This window comes from Microbacterium sp. 1.5R (genome assembly GCF_001889265.1).
GTDB lineage: Bacteria > Actinomycetota > Actinomycetes > Actinomycetales > Microbacteriaceae > Microbacterium.
The window spans coordinates 1,549,756-1,564,388 of record NZ_CP018151.1 but is presented as its reverse complement, the minus strand read 5'-3'; the positions used below and the strand labels follow the sequence as shown (position 1 = coordinate 1,564,388).

The following is a 14,633-nucleotide window of genomic DNA, read 5'->3' as shown; positions in this document are numbered from 1 at the left end:
CAGCATCCGCTCTCCGGCATCCCCGAGGGAAGAACACTCTTGCGATGTGGACACATCAACGAATAACGTCCACATTATGGAACCCTCCGCCTCGATCCCCGGAACGCAGGCGATCGCGCGCGCCGCGAAGCTCTTGAGGCTCGTGACCTCCAGCGGCCACGACGGTGCGTCGCTCCAGGAGCTGTCCGCGTCCGCCGGGTTGTCCCGCTCGACCGCGCATCGCCTGCTCTCCGCACTTCGCGCCGAGGGTCTGGTCGACCGCGACGAGTCCTCCACTCGCTGGATGCCCGGGCCGGAGCTCTATCTCATGGGATCCGTCGCCGCAGCCCGTTACGACGTGACTGCCCTGGGGCGTGATATCGTCCGCTCGCTCGCGGTCAAGACCGAGGAGAGCGCCTTCCTCTCGGTGCGCCGTGCCGATGAGACGGTGTGCCTCGTCCGCGAGGAGGGCTCCTTCCCGATCCGGTCATTCGTGCTGAGCGAGGGCGTGCGGTTTCCGCTCGGCGTAGCAAGCGCCGGGCTCGCCATCCTGGCATTCCTCCCTGACCACGATGTGGACGCCTATCTGGAACGTCATCCGGAGCTCGAGGCCAATTGGGGCAGATCTCACGGCGCCGCACCTCTGCGAACACGGCTGGCCGAGACGAAGGAGAGAGGCTATGCGGTGAATCCGGGGCTGATCGTGGAGGGCAGCTGGGGTCTCGGCGCGGCGGTCTTCGATCGCTCGGGTCGACCGGAATGGGCCTTGAGCCTGACCGGCGTGGGATTCCGCTTCGGCCCTGATCGGATCGGCGAGCTGGGCAGGACGCTCCTCGCCCATGCGCACCAGCTCTCGGCTCGGATCGCGGGGGCTCGGCGCTGACCCGGACTTATACATACCAGTGGGTATATACTTTCTGGTATGAATCGTCAGGATGTCATCCCCTCGCTCGTGCTCTCCGGGTATGCGCTCGGCCGGATCGCCGCACAGGACGCCGGCAATGATGCGCCTGCCGCGCAGTGGCGGGTGCTGAGTCTGCTCGAGCAGTCCGGCCCTAAGCGGGTCGGAGAGCTCGCGGCAGCCGCACGCACGACCCAGCCCGGGATGACCCGGCTCATCGGGAATCTCGAGCGCGAGGGATTGGTCCTTCGCTCCCCCGTCGCCGAGGACTCTCGCGCGACGGCCGTCGCCATCACCGCGGCCGGGTCCCACGCGCTGCAGTCATGGCGCGAAGAGTTCCGTGACACGCTCGCCCCTCGCTTCGCCGACCTCGACGGCGACGAATGGAGCATCCTGACGCGCGCCGCCGAGATCCTCGCGGCGCACACCACCACCGACTCGACAGGAGCAGCAGCGTGAACACCCCCGCCACCTCAGTGTGGAAGCAACCAGCCCAGGTCTGGGCCGTCGCCTTCGCGTGCGTCGTCGCATTCATGGGCATCGGACTCGTGGATCCCATCCTCCCCGCGATCGCGGAATCCCTGCAGGCGACCCCGTTCGAGACGGAGCTCCTGTTCACGAGCTATCTCGCGGTCACCGGTCTCGCGATGCTCGTGACCAGCTGGATCTCGAGCCGCATCGGCGCCAAGAAGACGCTTCTGATCGGGCTGGCGCTCATCGTGGTGTTCGCCCTGCTCTGCGCGCTCAGCGGCAGCGTCGACGCGGTCATCGGCTTCCGCGCAGGATGGGGTCTGGGCAACGCGCTGTTCATCTCCACCGCTCTCGCGACGATCGTGGGCGCGGCATCGGGGGGCGGCTCAGCTGCGATCGTCCTCTACGAGGCAGCCCTCGGGCTCGGTATCGCCATCGGTCCGCTTCTGGGCGGCCTGCTGGGCGAGCAGAGCTGGCGCGCCCCGTTCTTCGGAGTGGTGGTGCTCATGGCGATCGCCTTCCTCGCCGTGCTCGTGCTTCTGCGCGGACCCGAGGACAAGCGCGCGCCCATCCCGTTCTCGGCACCCTTCAGGGCCCTGGGTCGTCCTGCGCTCGCGATTCTCGCGATCGCGGCCTTCTTCTACAACATCGGCTTCTTCATCCTGCTCGCGTTCTCGCCGTTCCCTCTGGGCTTCGGGGCCATGGGGATCGGCTTCACGTTCTTCGGCTGGGGCCTCGCCCTCGCCATCACGAGCGTCTGGGTGGCTCCCCTGCTCATGCGCCGGATGTCCCGCACGAGCGTGATCCTCACCGTCCTGCCGCTTCTCGCCGTGGATCTGATCATCGCCGGCCTGCTGGTCGAATCCGCCACTGCGCTGGTCGTGTGCATCGTCATCGGCGGACTGCTGCTGGGTGTGATGAACACCGTGCTCACCGAAGCGGTGATGGAGGCGACGGACCTGCCCCGCTCGGTCGCATCGTCGGCGTACTCGTCGGTGAGGTTCCTCGGCGGAGCCATCGCGCCGCCCCTCGCAGCGGCTCTCTGGCACGCGTTCAACGCGACGATCCCGTATCTGGTCGCCGCTCTCGCCGTGCTCATCGCAGCGGCGACGATCTTCTGCGGCAGGAAGATCCTCGCGCACATCGACGACGAGCCCGACGACGCCGCGATCGAGGACGCGCAGGCCATCCTGCTCGGCGACGCCGGGTGACACGCCAGCCTGCTGCGTTCGATGCCGTGGGGCGATGAGCGAGCTCTCAGAGCGCAGCAGGCCCACCGGCGGCGCTGTCATCGCAGTCGCCTGATCGACCTACTTGACGGTGACCGTGATCTCCGCGGTCTTCTGGTCGTCGAGGTCCTCGGGAACGGCGCCGCGGAATCGGTACTCGAACTGGATCACGGTGGTTCCCTCACCCACGGGCGCGAAGCGGTAGGTGAGCGCGCTCGGCGCTCCGGTCTCACCCTCCTCGCCCAGGTACCGCGACCGCTCGTCGCCCGGTCCGAGAACCGCCGGATCGGGCTCCCGCGTCAGCACCCACTCCTCACCGACGGTGGGATTGATGTCACCGAAGTCGACCACGAGCGCCTCGTCGGGGGCCAGCGTCACCGAGGAGGCCGTATAGGCGATGCTCGTCTCGAGCCCAGCCGAGCATGCGGTGAGCGGAAGACTGCAGACGGCCACGATCGCTCCGACTGCGAATCTCTTCACCCGTGCGCGCATCGCCACCCCTTAGCGTTTGCATCAAACTAGCGCACGGAAAGCGATGTCGGCGGCATCACCGCGACGCAGAAAAGCCCCGATGACTGGCGAGAGTCATCGGGGCTGATCCGTGCACCCCCTCGGACTTGAACCGAGAACCCACTGATTAAGAGTCAGTTGCTCTGCCGATTGAGCTAGAGGTGCGTGGCGCGGTATTCCCCGGCCGAGGAATTACATTACCAGCCGATCGCCGCGGTGCGAAATCGAGTCGGGTCCCACGTGTTCGCCGCGCGTGTCGCCCCGTGTCACGAGCCCTCGGGTCCCCGGGCGGGGCGGTTATCCTGGAGATGTGACCGCCTCCCCCCGCGTCGACGACTTCTCTCGCGACCTCGCACTCGCCCTTCGACTCGCCGACGCCGCAGATGCGCAGTCGCTCCCCCGGTTCGACAGCTCTGACCTGGAGATCTCGACCAAAGCGGACAATTCTCATGTCACCGATGCGGACCTCGCCACCGAGCGGGCGATCCGCGCCATCCTGTCGACCGAACGGTCCGATGACGGCATCTTCGGCGAGGAGTTCGGCGCTGAGGGCAGCACCCATCGGCAGTGGATCATCGATCCCATCGACGGCACCGCGAACTTCCTCCGCGGAGTGCCGCTGTGGGGCACGATGATCGCCCTCGCGGTCGACGGCGTACCGCAGGTCGGAGTGGTCAGCATGCCCGCGATCGGACGCCGCTGGTGGGCGGCGTCAGGGTCAGGGGCATGGACGGCGACGGATGCCGAACCGCGCCGCGTCTCGGCATCCTCCGTGTCGTCTCTCGATGACGCGAGCGTGAGCTTCCAGAGCATCACCCAATGGGCTGAGTCCGGTCACCTCGACCAACTGCTGAAGCTGGCCGACCGGGTATGGCGCGACCGTGCCTACGGAGACATCTACGCCTACATGCTCCTGGCCGAGGGGCGGATCGACATGGTCGCGGAATTCGGCGTCAAGGAGTACGACGTCGCGGCCGCAGTCCCGATCGTGCGCGAGGCGGGCGGTCGGATGACCGGTTTCGACGGCGCAGAGACGATCTCCGACCTCTCGGCGCTCGCCACCAACGGCATCCTCCACGACGCGTTCCTCGCACTTCTGCACGACTGACCCCCGATGAAGGCACGCGCGATGAACCGCTTCACCTCCGCCGCACTCGGTGCGCTCCTGCTCACCGTCGCGCTCGTCTCCTGCGCAGCGACGCCCGAGGGAGCGCCGTCGCCCACGCCCGACTCGCCGAAGCCCTCCCCCACGGCGACTGCGGAGCCGGCAGCCACTCCCACACCCTCCGCGGCGGTGGAGCCAGCCTGCGACACGATCGTCTCGGCCGGAACCGTGCAGGCACTCACCGATCAGGGCTGGACCTTCGAGGAGAAGGAGTTCGTGGTGGGTGGCGTGACGCTCGCCGACGGGCTCCTCTGCTTCTGGGCCGACTACAGCGTCGCCTCAGATCACGGTCAGCTCTACGGGTGGTCGACGATCAGCGCTGAAGACGCCACTGCTGCACAGACCTCCCTCCTCGGAGAGGGCTGGACCCGCGAGGACGGCCCCGACGGCATCTACATCACCGAGAACCCGCAGTTCGCGATGGGCACCGACGAAGACGGCTACGGCATGACGTATCTGTTCGGCGACGGCTGGGTGAAGTTCGCGGACACGCGCCAGGGCCTCATCCTGATCGAGTGGGCCAGCTGACGCTCACTCGACCGGAGAATCGATCACTTCGTCGACGAGGAGGATGCCGCCTGTCGAGTTCACCGACTGCATCAGATCGTCGATCCACCGCGGGTTCAACTGAGGCTGCTCCGGCTCGTCGAAGGTGAAGCGCAGCGGGATGGACGGATGGATCCAGATGGTGGATCGTCCGCCGGGCTCTCCCTCGGGATGACGCCATGACAGGGTGAAGCTCTCCTGACGGCGGAGCTTGGTCGCGATGACGATCTTCAGATGCGCGAGTGATCGATCCTCGATGTGGATCGGAACGTCCGACGCGCCATAGAACAGCGTTGCCATGCGAACCAGAATACTGGCACAGGTGGCACGGACTGCGCATCTGAAGAGGCAGGGAGGAGCTCATCCTGCGCGGTGTATCGTCGCACGCATGGACTCCCCGCTCGCTGACATCGCAGTGGAGCTGTACACGGGGTCACCTGCAGAGTTCGTGAGCGCACGCAACGCGCGCGCCGTCGAGGCCGACGACGCGGGCCTCGCCGCGCAGATTCGCGATCTGAAGAAGCCGTCGGTCGCCGCCTGGGTGGTCAACGTCTTCGCACACGAGCGCGCCGCGCAACTCGGAGAAGCGCTTCAACTCGCCGAAGAGCTCCGCGAAGCTCAGGCGGACCTGGATGCTCGCGCGCTCGCGCAGCTCGGTCGCGACCGCCGCGCCCTCACGAGCCGACTCGCGGCAGATGCCGCTGCGCTCGCTGAAGCGCGCGGACAGCGCGTCACGGCTTCGACGAGAGAGGCGGTTCAGCAGACCATCAGCGCGGCCTTCTTCGATCCGACTGCGGCCGCCGCCGTCTCCTCGGCGAGGCTCGTGCGCGAGCTGGAACCGGCCGGCACGTTCGCCGACATCGCCGACACCCTCGTGGGTGGAGGCGCACCCGCACCACCCGCGATCTCGCCCACACCCGTCGACGAGGTGCGGTCACGCAGAGAGCGACGGGACGCGGAACGGGCCGTCAGAGAAGCCCAGAAGGCTCACGACACGGCGGCACGCGAAGCGGCGACGGCCGACCGAGCACTCCGCGATGCTGCGGTGAGGATCGAAGCCCTCACACGTCGTGAGCGTGAACTCGAAGCTGACCTGGCGAAGGTCCGACATGAAACGAAGCGCGCGCGAGAAGACGCCGAGGAGGCGAAGGCCGAACAGGAATCGCTCGCGCAGCGAGTGCGGGAGTCGGAAGAGCATCTCCGCACCGCAGAGGACGCTCTCGACCGGCTCACCACCGGCTGACCACCGACGCGGGAGGACGTGTCAGCGGACGCACGCGCCGTCGAACGACCTCGACAGCGTACCGGTATTCTGTGTGTATCCTGAGCGCGAGGCTCCACGGCGGAGCCGATTTCACAGGGAGTGGCATGCGCAATCGGTTCCTGAGTGCCATTCTCGTCGCGACCGCGGTCGTCGCAGGCTCGCTCACTCCGTCAGCGGCGGTGGCAGCGCCTCCGCCATCGACGGAAAGGGTACCCGTCGGCACGCTCCTCGATCAGCTGCGTGTCGAGGCTCCGTCCACCGTGAAGTACAACCGCGACCTCTTCTTCGAAGGCGCGGATCTCGACGGGGACGGATGCCGCACCCGTCAGGAGGTGCTGCTCGAGGAGTCCGACATTCCGACGACCGTCACCGGCGCGTGCACCGTCACTGGAGGTCAGTGGTTCTCCTACTACGACAACGTCACGCACATCGACCCCGCCGCGATCGAGATGGATCACCTTGTCGCGCTCAAGGAAGCGTGGGCGTCCGGCGCGTGGGCCTGGACCGACGCGCAACGACAGAGCTACTCCAACGACCTCGACGACCAGCGCACCCTGACCATGGTCACCGCCGCCGTGAACACCGCGAAGGCCGACAAGGATCCGGCATCGTGGTTGCCTCCATACCGGCCGATGCGGTGCACCTATGTCTCCGAGTGGGTCGCGGTGAAGTGGCGGTGGAACCTGTCCGTCGACCCCGTCGAGAAGAGTGCCATCCAGACGCTCCTCCAAGAATGCGGCCCCCAGTGGGACGCCTGGATGCCGGCGACGCCCACCGTCGGACGGCCCTCCGCGCCGCCGATGCCAGACCCCGTCGGCGTGTACCGGTTCTGGAGCCCCGTCCACCAGGGGCACTTCTTCACCACTGACCCGACGGAGCGCGATCAGATCATCGCCCGTTGGCCGAACGTCTGGACCTACGAGGGGCAGCGGTACACCGCGTTCACGACTCAGGTCGCCGGAACCATCCCGCTCTACAGGTTCTGGAGCAGCACGTACTCGGGGCATTTCTACACCGCAGACCCCGCCGAGCGCGCGGCTGTCATCGCCAAGTGGCCGAACATCTGGAAAGACGAAGGGATCGCGTACTACGTCTACCCGGCCGACTCCACGCAGGCCGGCACCGTTCCCGTCGCGCGGTTCTGGTCGAACTCCGCGGCTCATCACTTCTACACCGCGGACGCGGCCGAACGAGATGCAGTCCTCGCCAAGTGGTGGCGGGTGTGGATCTACGAAGGCGACAACTTCCGAGTACCGTCCTCAGGCATCCCCGTCCCTCAGCCGCCTCAGCAACCTCAACCGCCTCAGCAACCGGGGAACCCCGGGGACACGCGGAATTGCACGGACTTCGCGAACTACGCTGCAGCGAAGGAATGGTTCGACCGGTTCTACCCCTACTACGGCGACGTCGCAAAGCTCGACTTCGACAACGACGGCATCCCCTGCGAGACCCTGCCTGGCGCGCCGTAGGCCGAGCCTGAGCCGCGTCGATTCCCGATCACGCACACAAAAGACCCGCCTCCCTAGTGATCATCACTAGGCAGGCGGGCCTTCTTGCTTGTGACAGCGACGTGGTGGAGCTGGGGGGAATCGAACCCCCGTCCAACGCTGAGTCTCCACGCCTTCTCCGGGCGCAGTCTGTGAAGACGTTCTGCTCGGCTCCGACCTTTGTCACAGACACCTAAGTCGACGAGCCCAGCCTGGGAAGAGTCCCACGTGACGTCCAGACGCCATCACGCAGCAAGATTCCTAAATGACGCCAGGATCCGTATCGGAATCACATACGGCCTGACGGACTATCGGGCTCGCTTATGCAGCGAGGGCGAAGTCGTTGCGCTTGGTTTCGGCAACTATTTTTTTGCAGAGAGCGTTTACGAGATAACTCTGCATCCTCGGCCCGCTTCTCGTGGATTCACAGGCGCTGTCGAAACCGATCAGCCCCGTGGTCCTTCTCTCGAAGGAGCCGCTGTCACTCTTTGTACTTATCATCCCGGGAACCGGAGTCCCCGAGCCTCACAGACTACAACGTTCGCGAGGCCTTCGCCATTCCATGCCCTGGCGTAGAGTCACGACATGAGCGAAGTCACCGTCACCGTCCGCGGCGAGCACGAGGCGCGAGTTGCGCCCGAGCGCGCCACCATCCACGTCAGTGTCCGCGCAGACGGCGCCGACCGCGCAGGAGTGGTCGATAGCGTGATGCATCTCACCGAGCCGGTGCGCGAGAGCATCACCGCGCGGCTGGACACGGGCATCGTCGTCGACTGGTCCAGCAAGCGGTTGTCCGTCCGCGCCGAGCGCCCGTGGAACTCGGAGGGCACGCAGCTCGCGCCCGTTCACTACGCCGCCGTGGATCTGACTGCGACGTTCGCCGAGGCCTCGGCGCTCTCGCTCTGGGTGTCCGAGGTCTCGGCATGGGACGGTGTCGAGGTCGGCTGGGTCGACTGGCACCTCACCGCCGAGACGAGGTCCCGGGTCGAACGGGAGGTCGCGGCGCAGGCCGTCGGAGCGGCCGTGACTCGCGCGCAGGCATACGCCACAGCGCTCGGACTCGGTTCCGTCGTTCCCGTCGAGATCGCCGATGTCGGGCTGATCGCCCCCGCACCCGTTCAGCCGCTCGCGGGCATGCCCAAGATGCGCGGGGCGATGATGCAGGAGTCCCAGGACGTGGGCGGGCCGTCAATGGACTACGAACCCGACGAGATCGTCATCTCCGCAACGGTCGAGGCGCGATTCGTCGCGCGCTGAACCGCGCCCCGCACCGCAAAGCGGTCAGGCGTCGATCGCGAACGGCGCCAGATCGGCGGCGAGTCGCTCCGACACACGCGCGTGCACGACTGTGCCCTGCTCGCTGTGGTCCACCGCCAGCAGCATCCCGGTCTCGTGGATCGCCGCGACCAGATCACCCCTGTCATAGGGAACGACCGCGTGCACCTCCACGGCCGGCTTCGGAAGCGCCTCTTCGATCGCCGCTCGAAGCTCTTCGATGCCCTCGCCCGACCGGGATGAGACGAAATGCGCCGTGGGCTCGAGGCCTCGCAGCACGAGACGCTCGTCGTCGTCGATCAGATCGGCCTTGTTGAACACCACGAGCTCGGGCATATCACGCACACCGACATCGCCCATGACGTCCCGCACGGTCTGCAGTTGACCGGCGGGGTCGGGGTGAGATCCGTCAACGACGTGCAGCACGACGTCGGCGTCGCCGACCTCTTCCAACGTGGATCGGAAAGCCTCGACGAGCTGGTGCGGAAGGTTGCGGACGAAGCCGACGGTGTCCGTCAGCGTGTACACACGCCCGTCCGACGTCTCCGAGCGGCGGACCGTCGCATCCAGCGTCGCGAACAGTGCGTTCTCCACGAGCACCCCTGCGCTCGTGAGAGCGTTGAGGAGGCTCGACTTGCCGGCGTTGGTGTATCCGGCGATGGCCACGGAAGGAATCGTGTTGCGCTTGCGCTCGGCGCGCTTGGCCTCTCGCGCCGGGCCGAAGTCACGGATCTGCCGACGAAGGAGCGCCATCTTGGTGCGGATGCGGCGACGGTCGAGCTCGATCTTCGTCTCACCGGGGCCACGGGAGCCCATTCCGGCACCACCGGCACCGACCTGGCCACCCGCCTGACGGCTCATCGAGTCACCCCAGCCGCGCAGGCGCGGCAGGAGGTACTCGAGCTGCGCGAGTTCGACCTGGGCTTTGCCCTCACGGCTCTTGGCGTGCTGGCTGAAGATATCGAGGATGACGGTGGTGCGGTCGATGACCTTGACCTTGACCACGTCCTCGAGAGCTCGTCGCTGGCTGGGGGCGAGTTCCGTGTCGGCGATCACGGTGTCCGCGCCCGTGGCCGCCACGATGTCCTTCAGCTCCTGCGCCTTGCCGCGCCCGATGTAGGTCGCGGCGTCCGGGTGCGGTCGCCTCTGCAGAACGCCATCGAGGACGACGGCTCCTGCGGTCTCCGCGAGGGCTGCGAGTTCGCGGAGCGAGTTCTCCGCGTCTTCCTGAGCGCCCTGCGGATACACGCCGACCAGCACCACGTTCTCGAGCCGGAGCTGGCGGTACTCGACCTCCGTGACGTCTTCGAGTTCTGTGGAGAGACCGCCGACGCGCCGCAGCGCATGACGATCCTCGAGGTCCCACTGGTCGCCGTCCGAGAACGCGTGTGACGCGGTGGACTGGTCCTGCAGCGCCTGAGCGGCGCCGAAGACTCGTGCCTCCGTCCGCTTCTCCGCATTCGCGAGAACGCGATCGACTGCTTCGTCACCTGTGGAGTGTGTGCTGGTCTCCGTCATCCGTCCCTTATCTCTGGGTTTTGTTGCGAGCCTTAACCTTAGCCCGCGCTGTCCGCTACGCTCACGGTATGGGGTCCGACCATTACTTCACCGCGGCCCCGGCAAGCCCCGAGAACCTGCGATCGATCCGTGTGACGCTCGCAGGCCGAGAGCTGGACGTCACCACTGCTGGCGGCGTCTTCAGCCCGGATCGGCTGGATGCCGGTACTGCCGTCCTTCTCGCAAACACGCCTCCGGTTCCGCCGGGAGGCCATCTTCTCGACCTCGGAAGCGGGTGGGGACCGGTCACGCTGTCGATGGCATTGGCCGCGCCCCATGCGACCGTATGGGCGGTCGATGTGAACGAGCGGGCTCTGGATCTCGTGCGTCGCAACGCCGCAGCTCATGGTCTCAAGAATGTCAACGCCTCACTGCCCGAGGATGTTCCCGCTGACGTGACTTTCCGCTCGATCCGCTCGAATCCTCCGATCCGCGTCGGCAAGAACGAGCTTCACGGCCTGCTCGAGAAGTGGATCCCCCGCCTCGACGAGCGCAGCGACGCGTGGCTCGTCGTGCAGCGCAACCTCGGCGCGGATTCGCTGCAACGGTGGATCGGCTCGACGTTCCATCCTGGTTTCAGCGTGCACCGCACCGCGACCTCCAAGGGCTATCGCATCCTCAAGGTGCGCAAGCACGGCACCCCACCCACCGAGCCGATCGCTCTCGTCTGACGTCTCGCCGCAGCGACATCAGCGACCGAGAAGGTCGGGAAGGTCGCGCATGTCGGCGAACACGACGGCTCCTTCCTGTTCGAGCCACTCGGCTGGGGTGAGCCCGCCGGCGTAGCCGTATACCCGCATCCCGGCGGCTCGAGCGGCGCGGACGCCGAACCGGCTGTCCTCGACGACCGCGCAGTGTTCGGGGTGCACCCCGAGCCGATCTGCGGCGTGCAGAAAGAGATCCGGGGCGGGCTTACCGACGACCACGTCATCCACGCTGAAGATCCTTCCCTCGAATCGCGGAAGGAGACCGGTCATCCCGAGCGTTCTCCGGATCTTCGCATGGGTACCGCTCGAAGCCACGCACGTGGCCGTCACGATCTCGTCGAGTGCGCGCTCGACGCCGTCCACCGCGATCAGCTCAGCGAAGGCAGCGACGTACCACGGCTGATAGGTCGCCTCCCAGTCATCGCGAAGCGGGCTCCCGAGGAACGACTCGATCTCCGAGCGGAAGTAGGCGGCAGAACGTCCGACGAACCGGTGCACGATCTCGTCCGAGGACAGTTCCCACCCGAGATCGGCGAGTACCCGCCGGTCCACCTCGATCGAGAGCCGCTCGCTGTCGACGAGGACTCCGTCGCAGTCGAAGATGACCAGATCGATCGGACCGGTCGCGCCCATCAGATCAGGTCGACCTCGCCGCTGAACACGAGCTGCGCGGGGCCGGACAGCGCGACGTGCTCGCCGTCCTCCGCGGGGAACATGCGCACGCCGAGCGTGCCACCCGGCACCTCGACCCGCCAGTTGTCGGGCGCCTTCGCACCTGCCCAGTAGCGCACCGCCAGAGCTGTGGCCGCCACACCCGTGCCACAGCTGAGGGTCTCCCCCACACCGCGCTCGGAGACGCGCATCGAGACGTGCCCGATCCCGTCCCGCACAAGCGGCTCACCCGGGACGACGAACTCGACGTTCGCACCCGCGGGCGGGGTGGGTTCGAGCACCGGAGCACGGTGGAGTTCGAGTGAGGCGAGTTCCGCCTCGGATGCGAGGGCGACCACCACATGAGGATTCCCGACGTCGATGCCCAGCCCCGGGCGCGTGACGGGGAGCCCGTCCGCCGTGACAAGAGGGTCGTCGCCGGAGAGCTTCCACAGGCCGAGATCCACCTGATATCCCGTCTCACTGCGGGTCACGTCGCGCACGCCCGCTCGGGTTCCGATCGGGAGCGTCGAGCCGGGCTGGATCGTGGCGAGCCCGGAACGCACGAGATAGTGCGCGAAGACGCGGATGCCGTTGCCGCACATCTCGGCGATCGATCCGTCGGCGTTGCGGTAGTCCATGAACCATTCAGCTGCCGGCTCCTCAGCGAGTGACGCCCGCCCGTCCACGATCGCTGCAGAGCGCACGACACGAAGGATGCCGTCGGCTCCGATGCCGCGGTGCCGGTCACAGAGCACTGCGACCTGTTCCGAGCTGAGTTCCAGTGAGCCGTCGGGGTCGGCGATGATCACGAAATCGTTGCCCGTACCGTGCCCTTTGGTGAATGCGACCATTCGTCCAGTCTAGAGATCTCGGCTAGGCGTCGACGATCAGGCGTCTGCCCGTGTTCGACACGGAGAATCGTTCGTAGCCCAGGTCGTCGTAGAAACCGAGGACGCCTTCGTTCCCCTCCCTGACCATGAGCTGCACCTTCGGGCAGCCCATGGCGACGAGAAGCCGTTCGGCCTCGCGCACGAGTGCTCGCGCGATCCCTCGTTGGCGGTGCGACTTGGCGGTCGCCAGGTAGTAGAGCCAGCCGCGGTGTCCGTCGTAGCCGGCCATGACCGTCCCGAGGATCGATGCTGAGCTCGATTCGGGCTCGGTGCTCTCGACGACCAGAAACAGCTCCGGCTGCACCGTGAGCTTGCGCTCGATGTCGAGCCGCGGGTCGTTCCACGGGCGCGTGAGCCCGACCTCGTCCCAGAGCGCGACAACCGCCTCGGTGTCCGCCCGGTCGAACGCCCGGACCGGCCAGCTCTCGACTGCGCGCCGAGGAGCTGACGCCTCAGCCACGGCGCACGCGGTAACGCCCGCACATGAAGTTGCGGTTGCGAGCCACCTCGAGAAGCTCGAGGTCCAGCATCCGCGGCAACAGGGGCGCCCCGGATCCGAGAGTGACCGGCGCGTACTGCACCCACACCTCATCGAGAAGACCCGCATCCGCGAACTGCCCGGCCAGGTCTCCGCCGCCGACGACCCACAGATCCTTGCCGCCGGCGGCAGTGACCATCTCGGAGTGAACGGCGGTCACATCGCCCTGCGCCTTGCGGACGTCGGCGCCGACGGGAATCTCGAGCTCCCTGTGCGTGAACACCCAGGTCGGCTGCTCGTAGCCCCAGCGCCCTTCTTCGTGCTGCATGACCCAGTTGTAGGTCGATGCCCCCATGGCCAGCGCCCCGATCGTCTTCTCGAACGCCCCATAGGACATCGGTCCTTCGGCGTCGATGTCCTGCTTGAGGAGCCAATCGAGGGAGTGCTGGTCAGTCGCGATGAAACCGTCGAGGCTGCTCGCCGTGTAGAAGTGGGTGGCCATGCATCCACCTTCTCATCGGTCACCGACATCGCGCGATGGCGGTGAGGGAGATGTCGACTCAGGACTCGACGAGTGCCGTCGCGTCGACCGGGGGTTCGTGCCAGGTGAGACCCGGATACCGCTTGAACCAGGACACCTGACGTCGGGCATACCGACGCGTGAGGGCCTGCGTCTCGGCGATCGCCTCGTCTTGACTGAGCCGCCCGTCGATCTGCCCCAGAGCCTGGGAGTAGCCGATGGCACGCTGCGCAGTGACGCCATCCTCGAGCCCTTGCCGCCGGAGCCCCGCCACCTCGTCGACGAGGCCTGCACGCCACATCTGTTCGACCCGTGCGTCGAGCCGTTCGACGAGGACGCTGCGCTCGACATGGAGACCGATCAGTCGGGTGTCCGCCTGCCAGAGCGACGGCTGTTCCGGCAGAGCGGCACCGTGCGTGGCGCTGCCCTGTTCGAGCACCTCGAGGGCGCGGATCACCCGTCTCCCGTTGTGGGGGTCGACGCGCGCCGCCGTGGCCGGATCGAGCGCTCTCAGCCGGTCGAGCATCGCCCCCGCACCCTCGTCCTCGAGCTCGCGTTCGAGCCGAGCGCGGATGACCGGGTCGCGCGGCGGGAAGGCGAAGTCGAAGACGACGCTGGAGACGTAGAGCCCGGAGCCGCCGACGAGGATGGCGTCAGCACCACGGCGCTGGATATCGATGATCACCGAGCGCGCAAGAGGCTGATACCAGGCGACCGCCGCTTCCTCGTCGACCTCGCGCACGTCGAAGAGGTGGTGCGGAATGCCGCGTCGGTCTGCGGCGGCGAGCTTCGCCGTGCCGATGTCCATTCCGCGGTAGAGCTGCATCGCATCGGCGTTCACGATCTCGGCTGCGTTGCCCCGCCGGCGCAGCGCCTCGGCGAGATCGAGCGCGAGATCGCTCTTGCCCGTCCCCGTCGCGCCGACGACTGCCCAGAGCCGCGGCGCATCGTGCGTGCCGCCCGGCGCCGTACCCGTCATCCCTTGGATACCGGCTTCGTC

General features: G+C 67.0%; 17 protein-coding genes, 1 tRNA gene and 1 other RNA gene. 9 read left to right on the top strand and 10 right to left on the bottom strand.

Annotation, left to right across the window (positions count from 1 at the left end; all coding sequences use genetic code 11):
• Positions 1–76 precede the first annotated feature (76 nt).
• The 3 genes from BMW26_RS07305 to BMW26_RS07295 are packed head-to-tail and all read left to right on the top strand — an operon-like array spanning position 77 to position 2,562.
• Positions 77–862: an IclR family transcriptional regulator gene (locus BMW26_RS07305; protein WP_053095854.1), complete on the top strand. Its 786-nt coding sequence runs from the start codon at positions 77–79 to the stop codon at positions 860–862.
• 39 nt (positions 863–901) lie between these two features.
• Positions 902–1,339: a MarR family winged helix-turn-helix transcriptional regulator gene (locus BMW26_RS07300; protein WP_056278629.1), complete on the top strand. Its 438-nt coding sequence runs from the start codon at positions 902–904 to the stop codon at positions 1,337–1,339.
• Positions 1,336–2,562, top strand: a complete 1,227-nt coding sequence (locus BMW26_RS07295) for an MFS transporter (RefSeq protein ID WP_072591163.1) — start codon at positions 1,336–1,338, stop codon at positions 2,560–2,562. The genes BMW26_RS07300 and BMW26_RS07295 overlap by 4 nt, the downstream gene beginning before the upstream one ends.
• 99 nt (positions 2,563–2,661) lie before the next feature.
• On the opposite strand, the gene BMW26_RS07290 is transcribed toward BMW26_RS07295, so the two are convergent.
• Positions 2,662–3,072 carry a protease inhibitor I42 family protein gene (locus BMW26_RS07290; RefSeq protein ID WP_072591162.1) on the bottom strand — a complete coding sequence of 137 codons (411 nt, stop codon included), beginning with the start codon at positions 3,070–3,072 and terminating at the stop codon, positions 2,662–2,664.
• Between the two features lie 110 nt (positions 3,073–3,182).
• A tRNA-Lys gene (locus tag BMW26_RS07285) sits at positions 3,183–3,255 on the bottom strand.
• Positions 3,256–3,400: 145 nt separating this feature from the next.
• On the opposite strand from BMW26_RS07285, the gene BMW26_RS07280 reads away from it, so the two are divergent.
• Both BMW26_RS07280 and BMW26_RS07275 read left to right on the top strand, forming a co-directional pair.
• The gene (locus BMW26_RS07280; protein WP_072591161.1) at positions 3,401–4,198 is read left to right on the top strand and encodes an inositol monophosphatase family protein; all 798 of its coding nucleotides are present in this window, start codon (positions 3,401–3,403) and stop codon (positions 4,196–4,198) included.
• A 21-nt stretch (positions 4,199–4,219) separates the two neighbouring features.
• Positions 4,220–4,783, top strand: coding sequence for a hypothetical protein (locus tag BMW26_RS07275; RefSeq protein WP_072592266.1), 564 nt, complete (start codon positions 4,220–4,222; stop codon positions 4,781–4,783).
• A 3-nt stretch (positions 4,784–4,786) separates the two neighbouring features.
• Here the strand turns inward: BMW26_RS07275 and BMW26_RS07270 are convergent, their stop codons facing one another.
• Positions 4,787–5,101 (bottom strand): DUF7882 family protein, encoded by a 315-nt coding sequence (locus BMW26_RS07270; protein ID WP_056278625.1) that lies wholly within the window; start codon positions 5,099–5,101, stop codon positions 4,787–4,789.
• An 88-nt stretch (positions 5,102–5,189) separates the two neighbouring features.
• On the opposite strand from BMW26_RS07270, the gene BMW26_RS07265 reads away from it, so the two are divergent.
• Both BMW26_RS07265 and BMW26_RS07260 read left to right on the top strand, forming a co-directional pair.
• On the top strand, positions 5,190–6,044 hold the full coding sequence (locus BMW26_RS07265; protein ID WP_072591160.1) for a hypothetical protein: 855 nt from the start codon (positions 5,190–5,192) through the stop codon (positions 6,042–6,044).
• A gap of 125 nt (positions 6,045–6,169) precedes the next feature.
• Positions 6,170–7,534, top strand: coding sequence for a GmrSD restriction endonuclease domain-containing protein (locus BMW26_RS07260; protein WP_072591159.1), 1,365 nt, complete (start codon positions 6,170–6,172; stop codon positions 7,532–7,534).
• Between the two features lie 102 nt (positions 7,535–7,636).
• Here the strand turns inward: BMW26_RS07260 and ssrA are convergent.
• Positions 7,637–8,006, bottom strand: a transfer-messenger RNA (tmRNA) gene (ssrA, locus tag BMW26_RS07255).
• A gap of 131 nt (positions 8,007–8,137) precedes the next feature.
• On the opposite strand from ssrA, the gene BMW26_RS07250 reads away from it, so the two are divergent.
• Positions 8,138–8,809 (top strand): SIMPL domain-containing protein, encoded by a 672-nt coding sequence (locus tag BMW26_RS07250; RefSeq protein WP_072591158.1) that lies wholly within the window; start codon positions 8,138–8,140, stop codon positions 8,807–8,809.
• 24 nt (positions 8,810–8,833) lie between these two features.
• Here BMW26_RS07250 and hflX read toward each other — a convergent pair whose 3' ends face one another.
• Positions 8,834–10,168, bottom strand: a complete 1,335-nt coding sequence (gene hflX, locus BMW26_RS07245; protein WP_372983662.1) for a GTPase HflX — start codon at positions 10,166–10,168, stop codon at positions 8,834–8,836.
• Between the two features lie 245 nt (positions 10,169–10,413).
• Between hflX and BMW26_RS07240 the strand changes: the two genes are divergently transcribed.
• Complete coding sequence (locus BMW26_RS07240; RefSeq protein ID WP_053095844.1) at positions 10,414–11,055, top strand: class I SAM-dependent methyltransferase; 642 nt, start codon at positions 10,414–10,416, stop codon at positions 11,053–11,055.
• An 18-nt stretch (positions 11,056–11,073) separates the two neighbouring features.
• On the opposite strand, the gene BMW26_RS07235 is transcribed toward BMW26_RS07240, so the two are convergent.
• Genes BMW26_RS07235 through miaA form a run of 5 tightly spaced genes read right to left on the bottom strand, consistent with a single transcriptional unit; the run spans position 11,074 to position 14,612 of the window.
• Positions 11,074–11,724 (bottom strand): HAD family hydrolase, encoded by a 651-nt coding sequence (locus BMW26_RS07235; RefSeq protein WP_072591157.1) that lies wholly within the window; start codon positions 11,722–11,724, stop codon positions 11,074–11,076.
• Positions 11,724–12,596, bottom strand: a complete 873-nt coding sequence (dapF, locus tag BMW26_RS07230; protein WP_053095842.1) for a diaminopimelate epimerase — start codon at positions 12,594–12,596, stop codon at positions 11,724–11,726. Before dapF ends, BMW26_RS07235 begins: the two co-directional genes overlap by 1 nt.
• 22 nt (positions 12,597–12,618) lie before the next feature.
• Positions 12,619–13,095: a GNAT family acetyltransferase gene (locus BMW26_RS07225; protein ID WP_072591156.1), complete on the bottom strand. Its 477-nt coding sequence runs from the start codon at positions 13,093–13,095 to the stop codon at positions 12,619–12,621.
• Entirely contained in the window at positions 13,088–13,615 is a 528-nt protein-coding gene (locus BMW26_RS07220; RefSeq protein ID WP_056278524.1) for a dihydrofolate reductase family protein, read from the bottom strand. The genes BMW26_RS07225 and BMW26_RS07220 overlap by 8 nt, the downstream gene beginning before the upstream one ends.
• A gap of 58 nt (positions 13,616–13,673) precedes the next feature.
• Positions 13,674–14,612: a tRNA (adenosine(37)-N6)-dimethylallyltransferase MiaA gene (miaA, locus tag BMW26_RS07215; RefSeq protein ID WP_072592265.1), complete on the bottom strand. Its 939-nt coding sequence runs from the start codon at positions 14,610–14,612 to the stop codon at positions 13,674–13,676.
• Positions 14,613–14,633 lie beyond the last annotated feature (21 nt).

Bases quoted from the DNA above. Each gene is read 5' to 3' on its own strand.
- BMW26_RS07305 (WP_053095854.1), top strand. From the start codon at position 77: ATGGAACCCTCCGCCTCGATCCCCGGAACGCAGGCGATCGCGCGCGCC.
- BMW26_RS07300 (WP_056278629.1), top strand. From the start codon at position 902: ATGAATCGTCAGGATGTCATCCCCTCGCTCGTGCTCTCCGGGTATGCG.
- BMW26_RS07290 (WP_072591162.1), bottom strand. From the start codon at position 3,072: ATGCGCGCACGGGTGAAGAGATTCGCAGTCGGAGCGATCGTGGCCGTC.
- BMW26_RS07275 (WP_072592266.1), top strand. From the start codon at position 4,220: ATGAACCGCTTCACCTCCGCCGCACTCGGTGCGCTCCTGCTCACCGTC.
- BMW26_RS07270 (WP_056278625.1), bottom strand. From the start codon at position 5,101: ATGGCAACGCTGTTCTATGGCGCGTCGGACGTTCCGATCCACATCGAG.
- BMW26_RS07265 (WP_072591160.1), top strand. From the start codon at position 5,190: ATGGACTCCCCGCTCGCTGACATCGCAGTGGAGCTGTACACGGGGTCA.
- BMW26_RS07260 (WP_072591159.1), top strand. From the start codon at position 6,170: ATGCGCAATCGGTTCCTGAGTGCCATTCTCGTCGCGACCGCGGTCGTC.
- BMW26_RS07250 (WP_072591158.1), top strand. From the start codon at position 8,138: ATGAGCGAAGTCACCGTCACCGTCCGCGGCGAGCACGAGGCGCGAGTT.
- BMW26_RS07240 (WP_053095844.1), top strand. From the start codon at position 10,414: ATGGGGTCCGACCATTACTTCACCGCGGCCCCGGCAAGCCCCGAGAAC.
- BMW26_RS07235 (WP_072591157.1), bottom strand. From the start codon at position 11,724: ATGGGCGCGACCGGTCCGATCGATCTGGTCATCTTCGACTGCGACGGA.
- dapF (WP_053095842.1), bottom strand. From the start codon at position 12,596: ATGGTCGCATTCACCAAAGGGCACGGTACGGGCAACGATTTCGTGATC.
- BMW26_RS07220 (WP_056278524.1), bottom strand. From the start codon at position 13,615: ATGGCCACCCACTTCTACACGGCGAGCAGCCTCGACGGTTTCATCGCG.
- miaA (WP_072592265.1), bottom strand. From the start codon at position 14,612: ATGACGGGTACGGCGCCGGGCGGCACGCACGATGCGCCGCGGCTCTGG.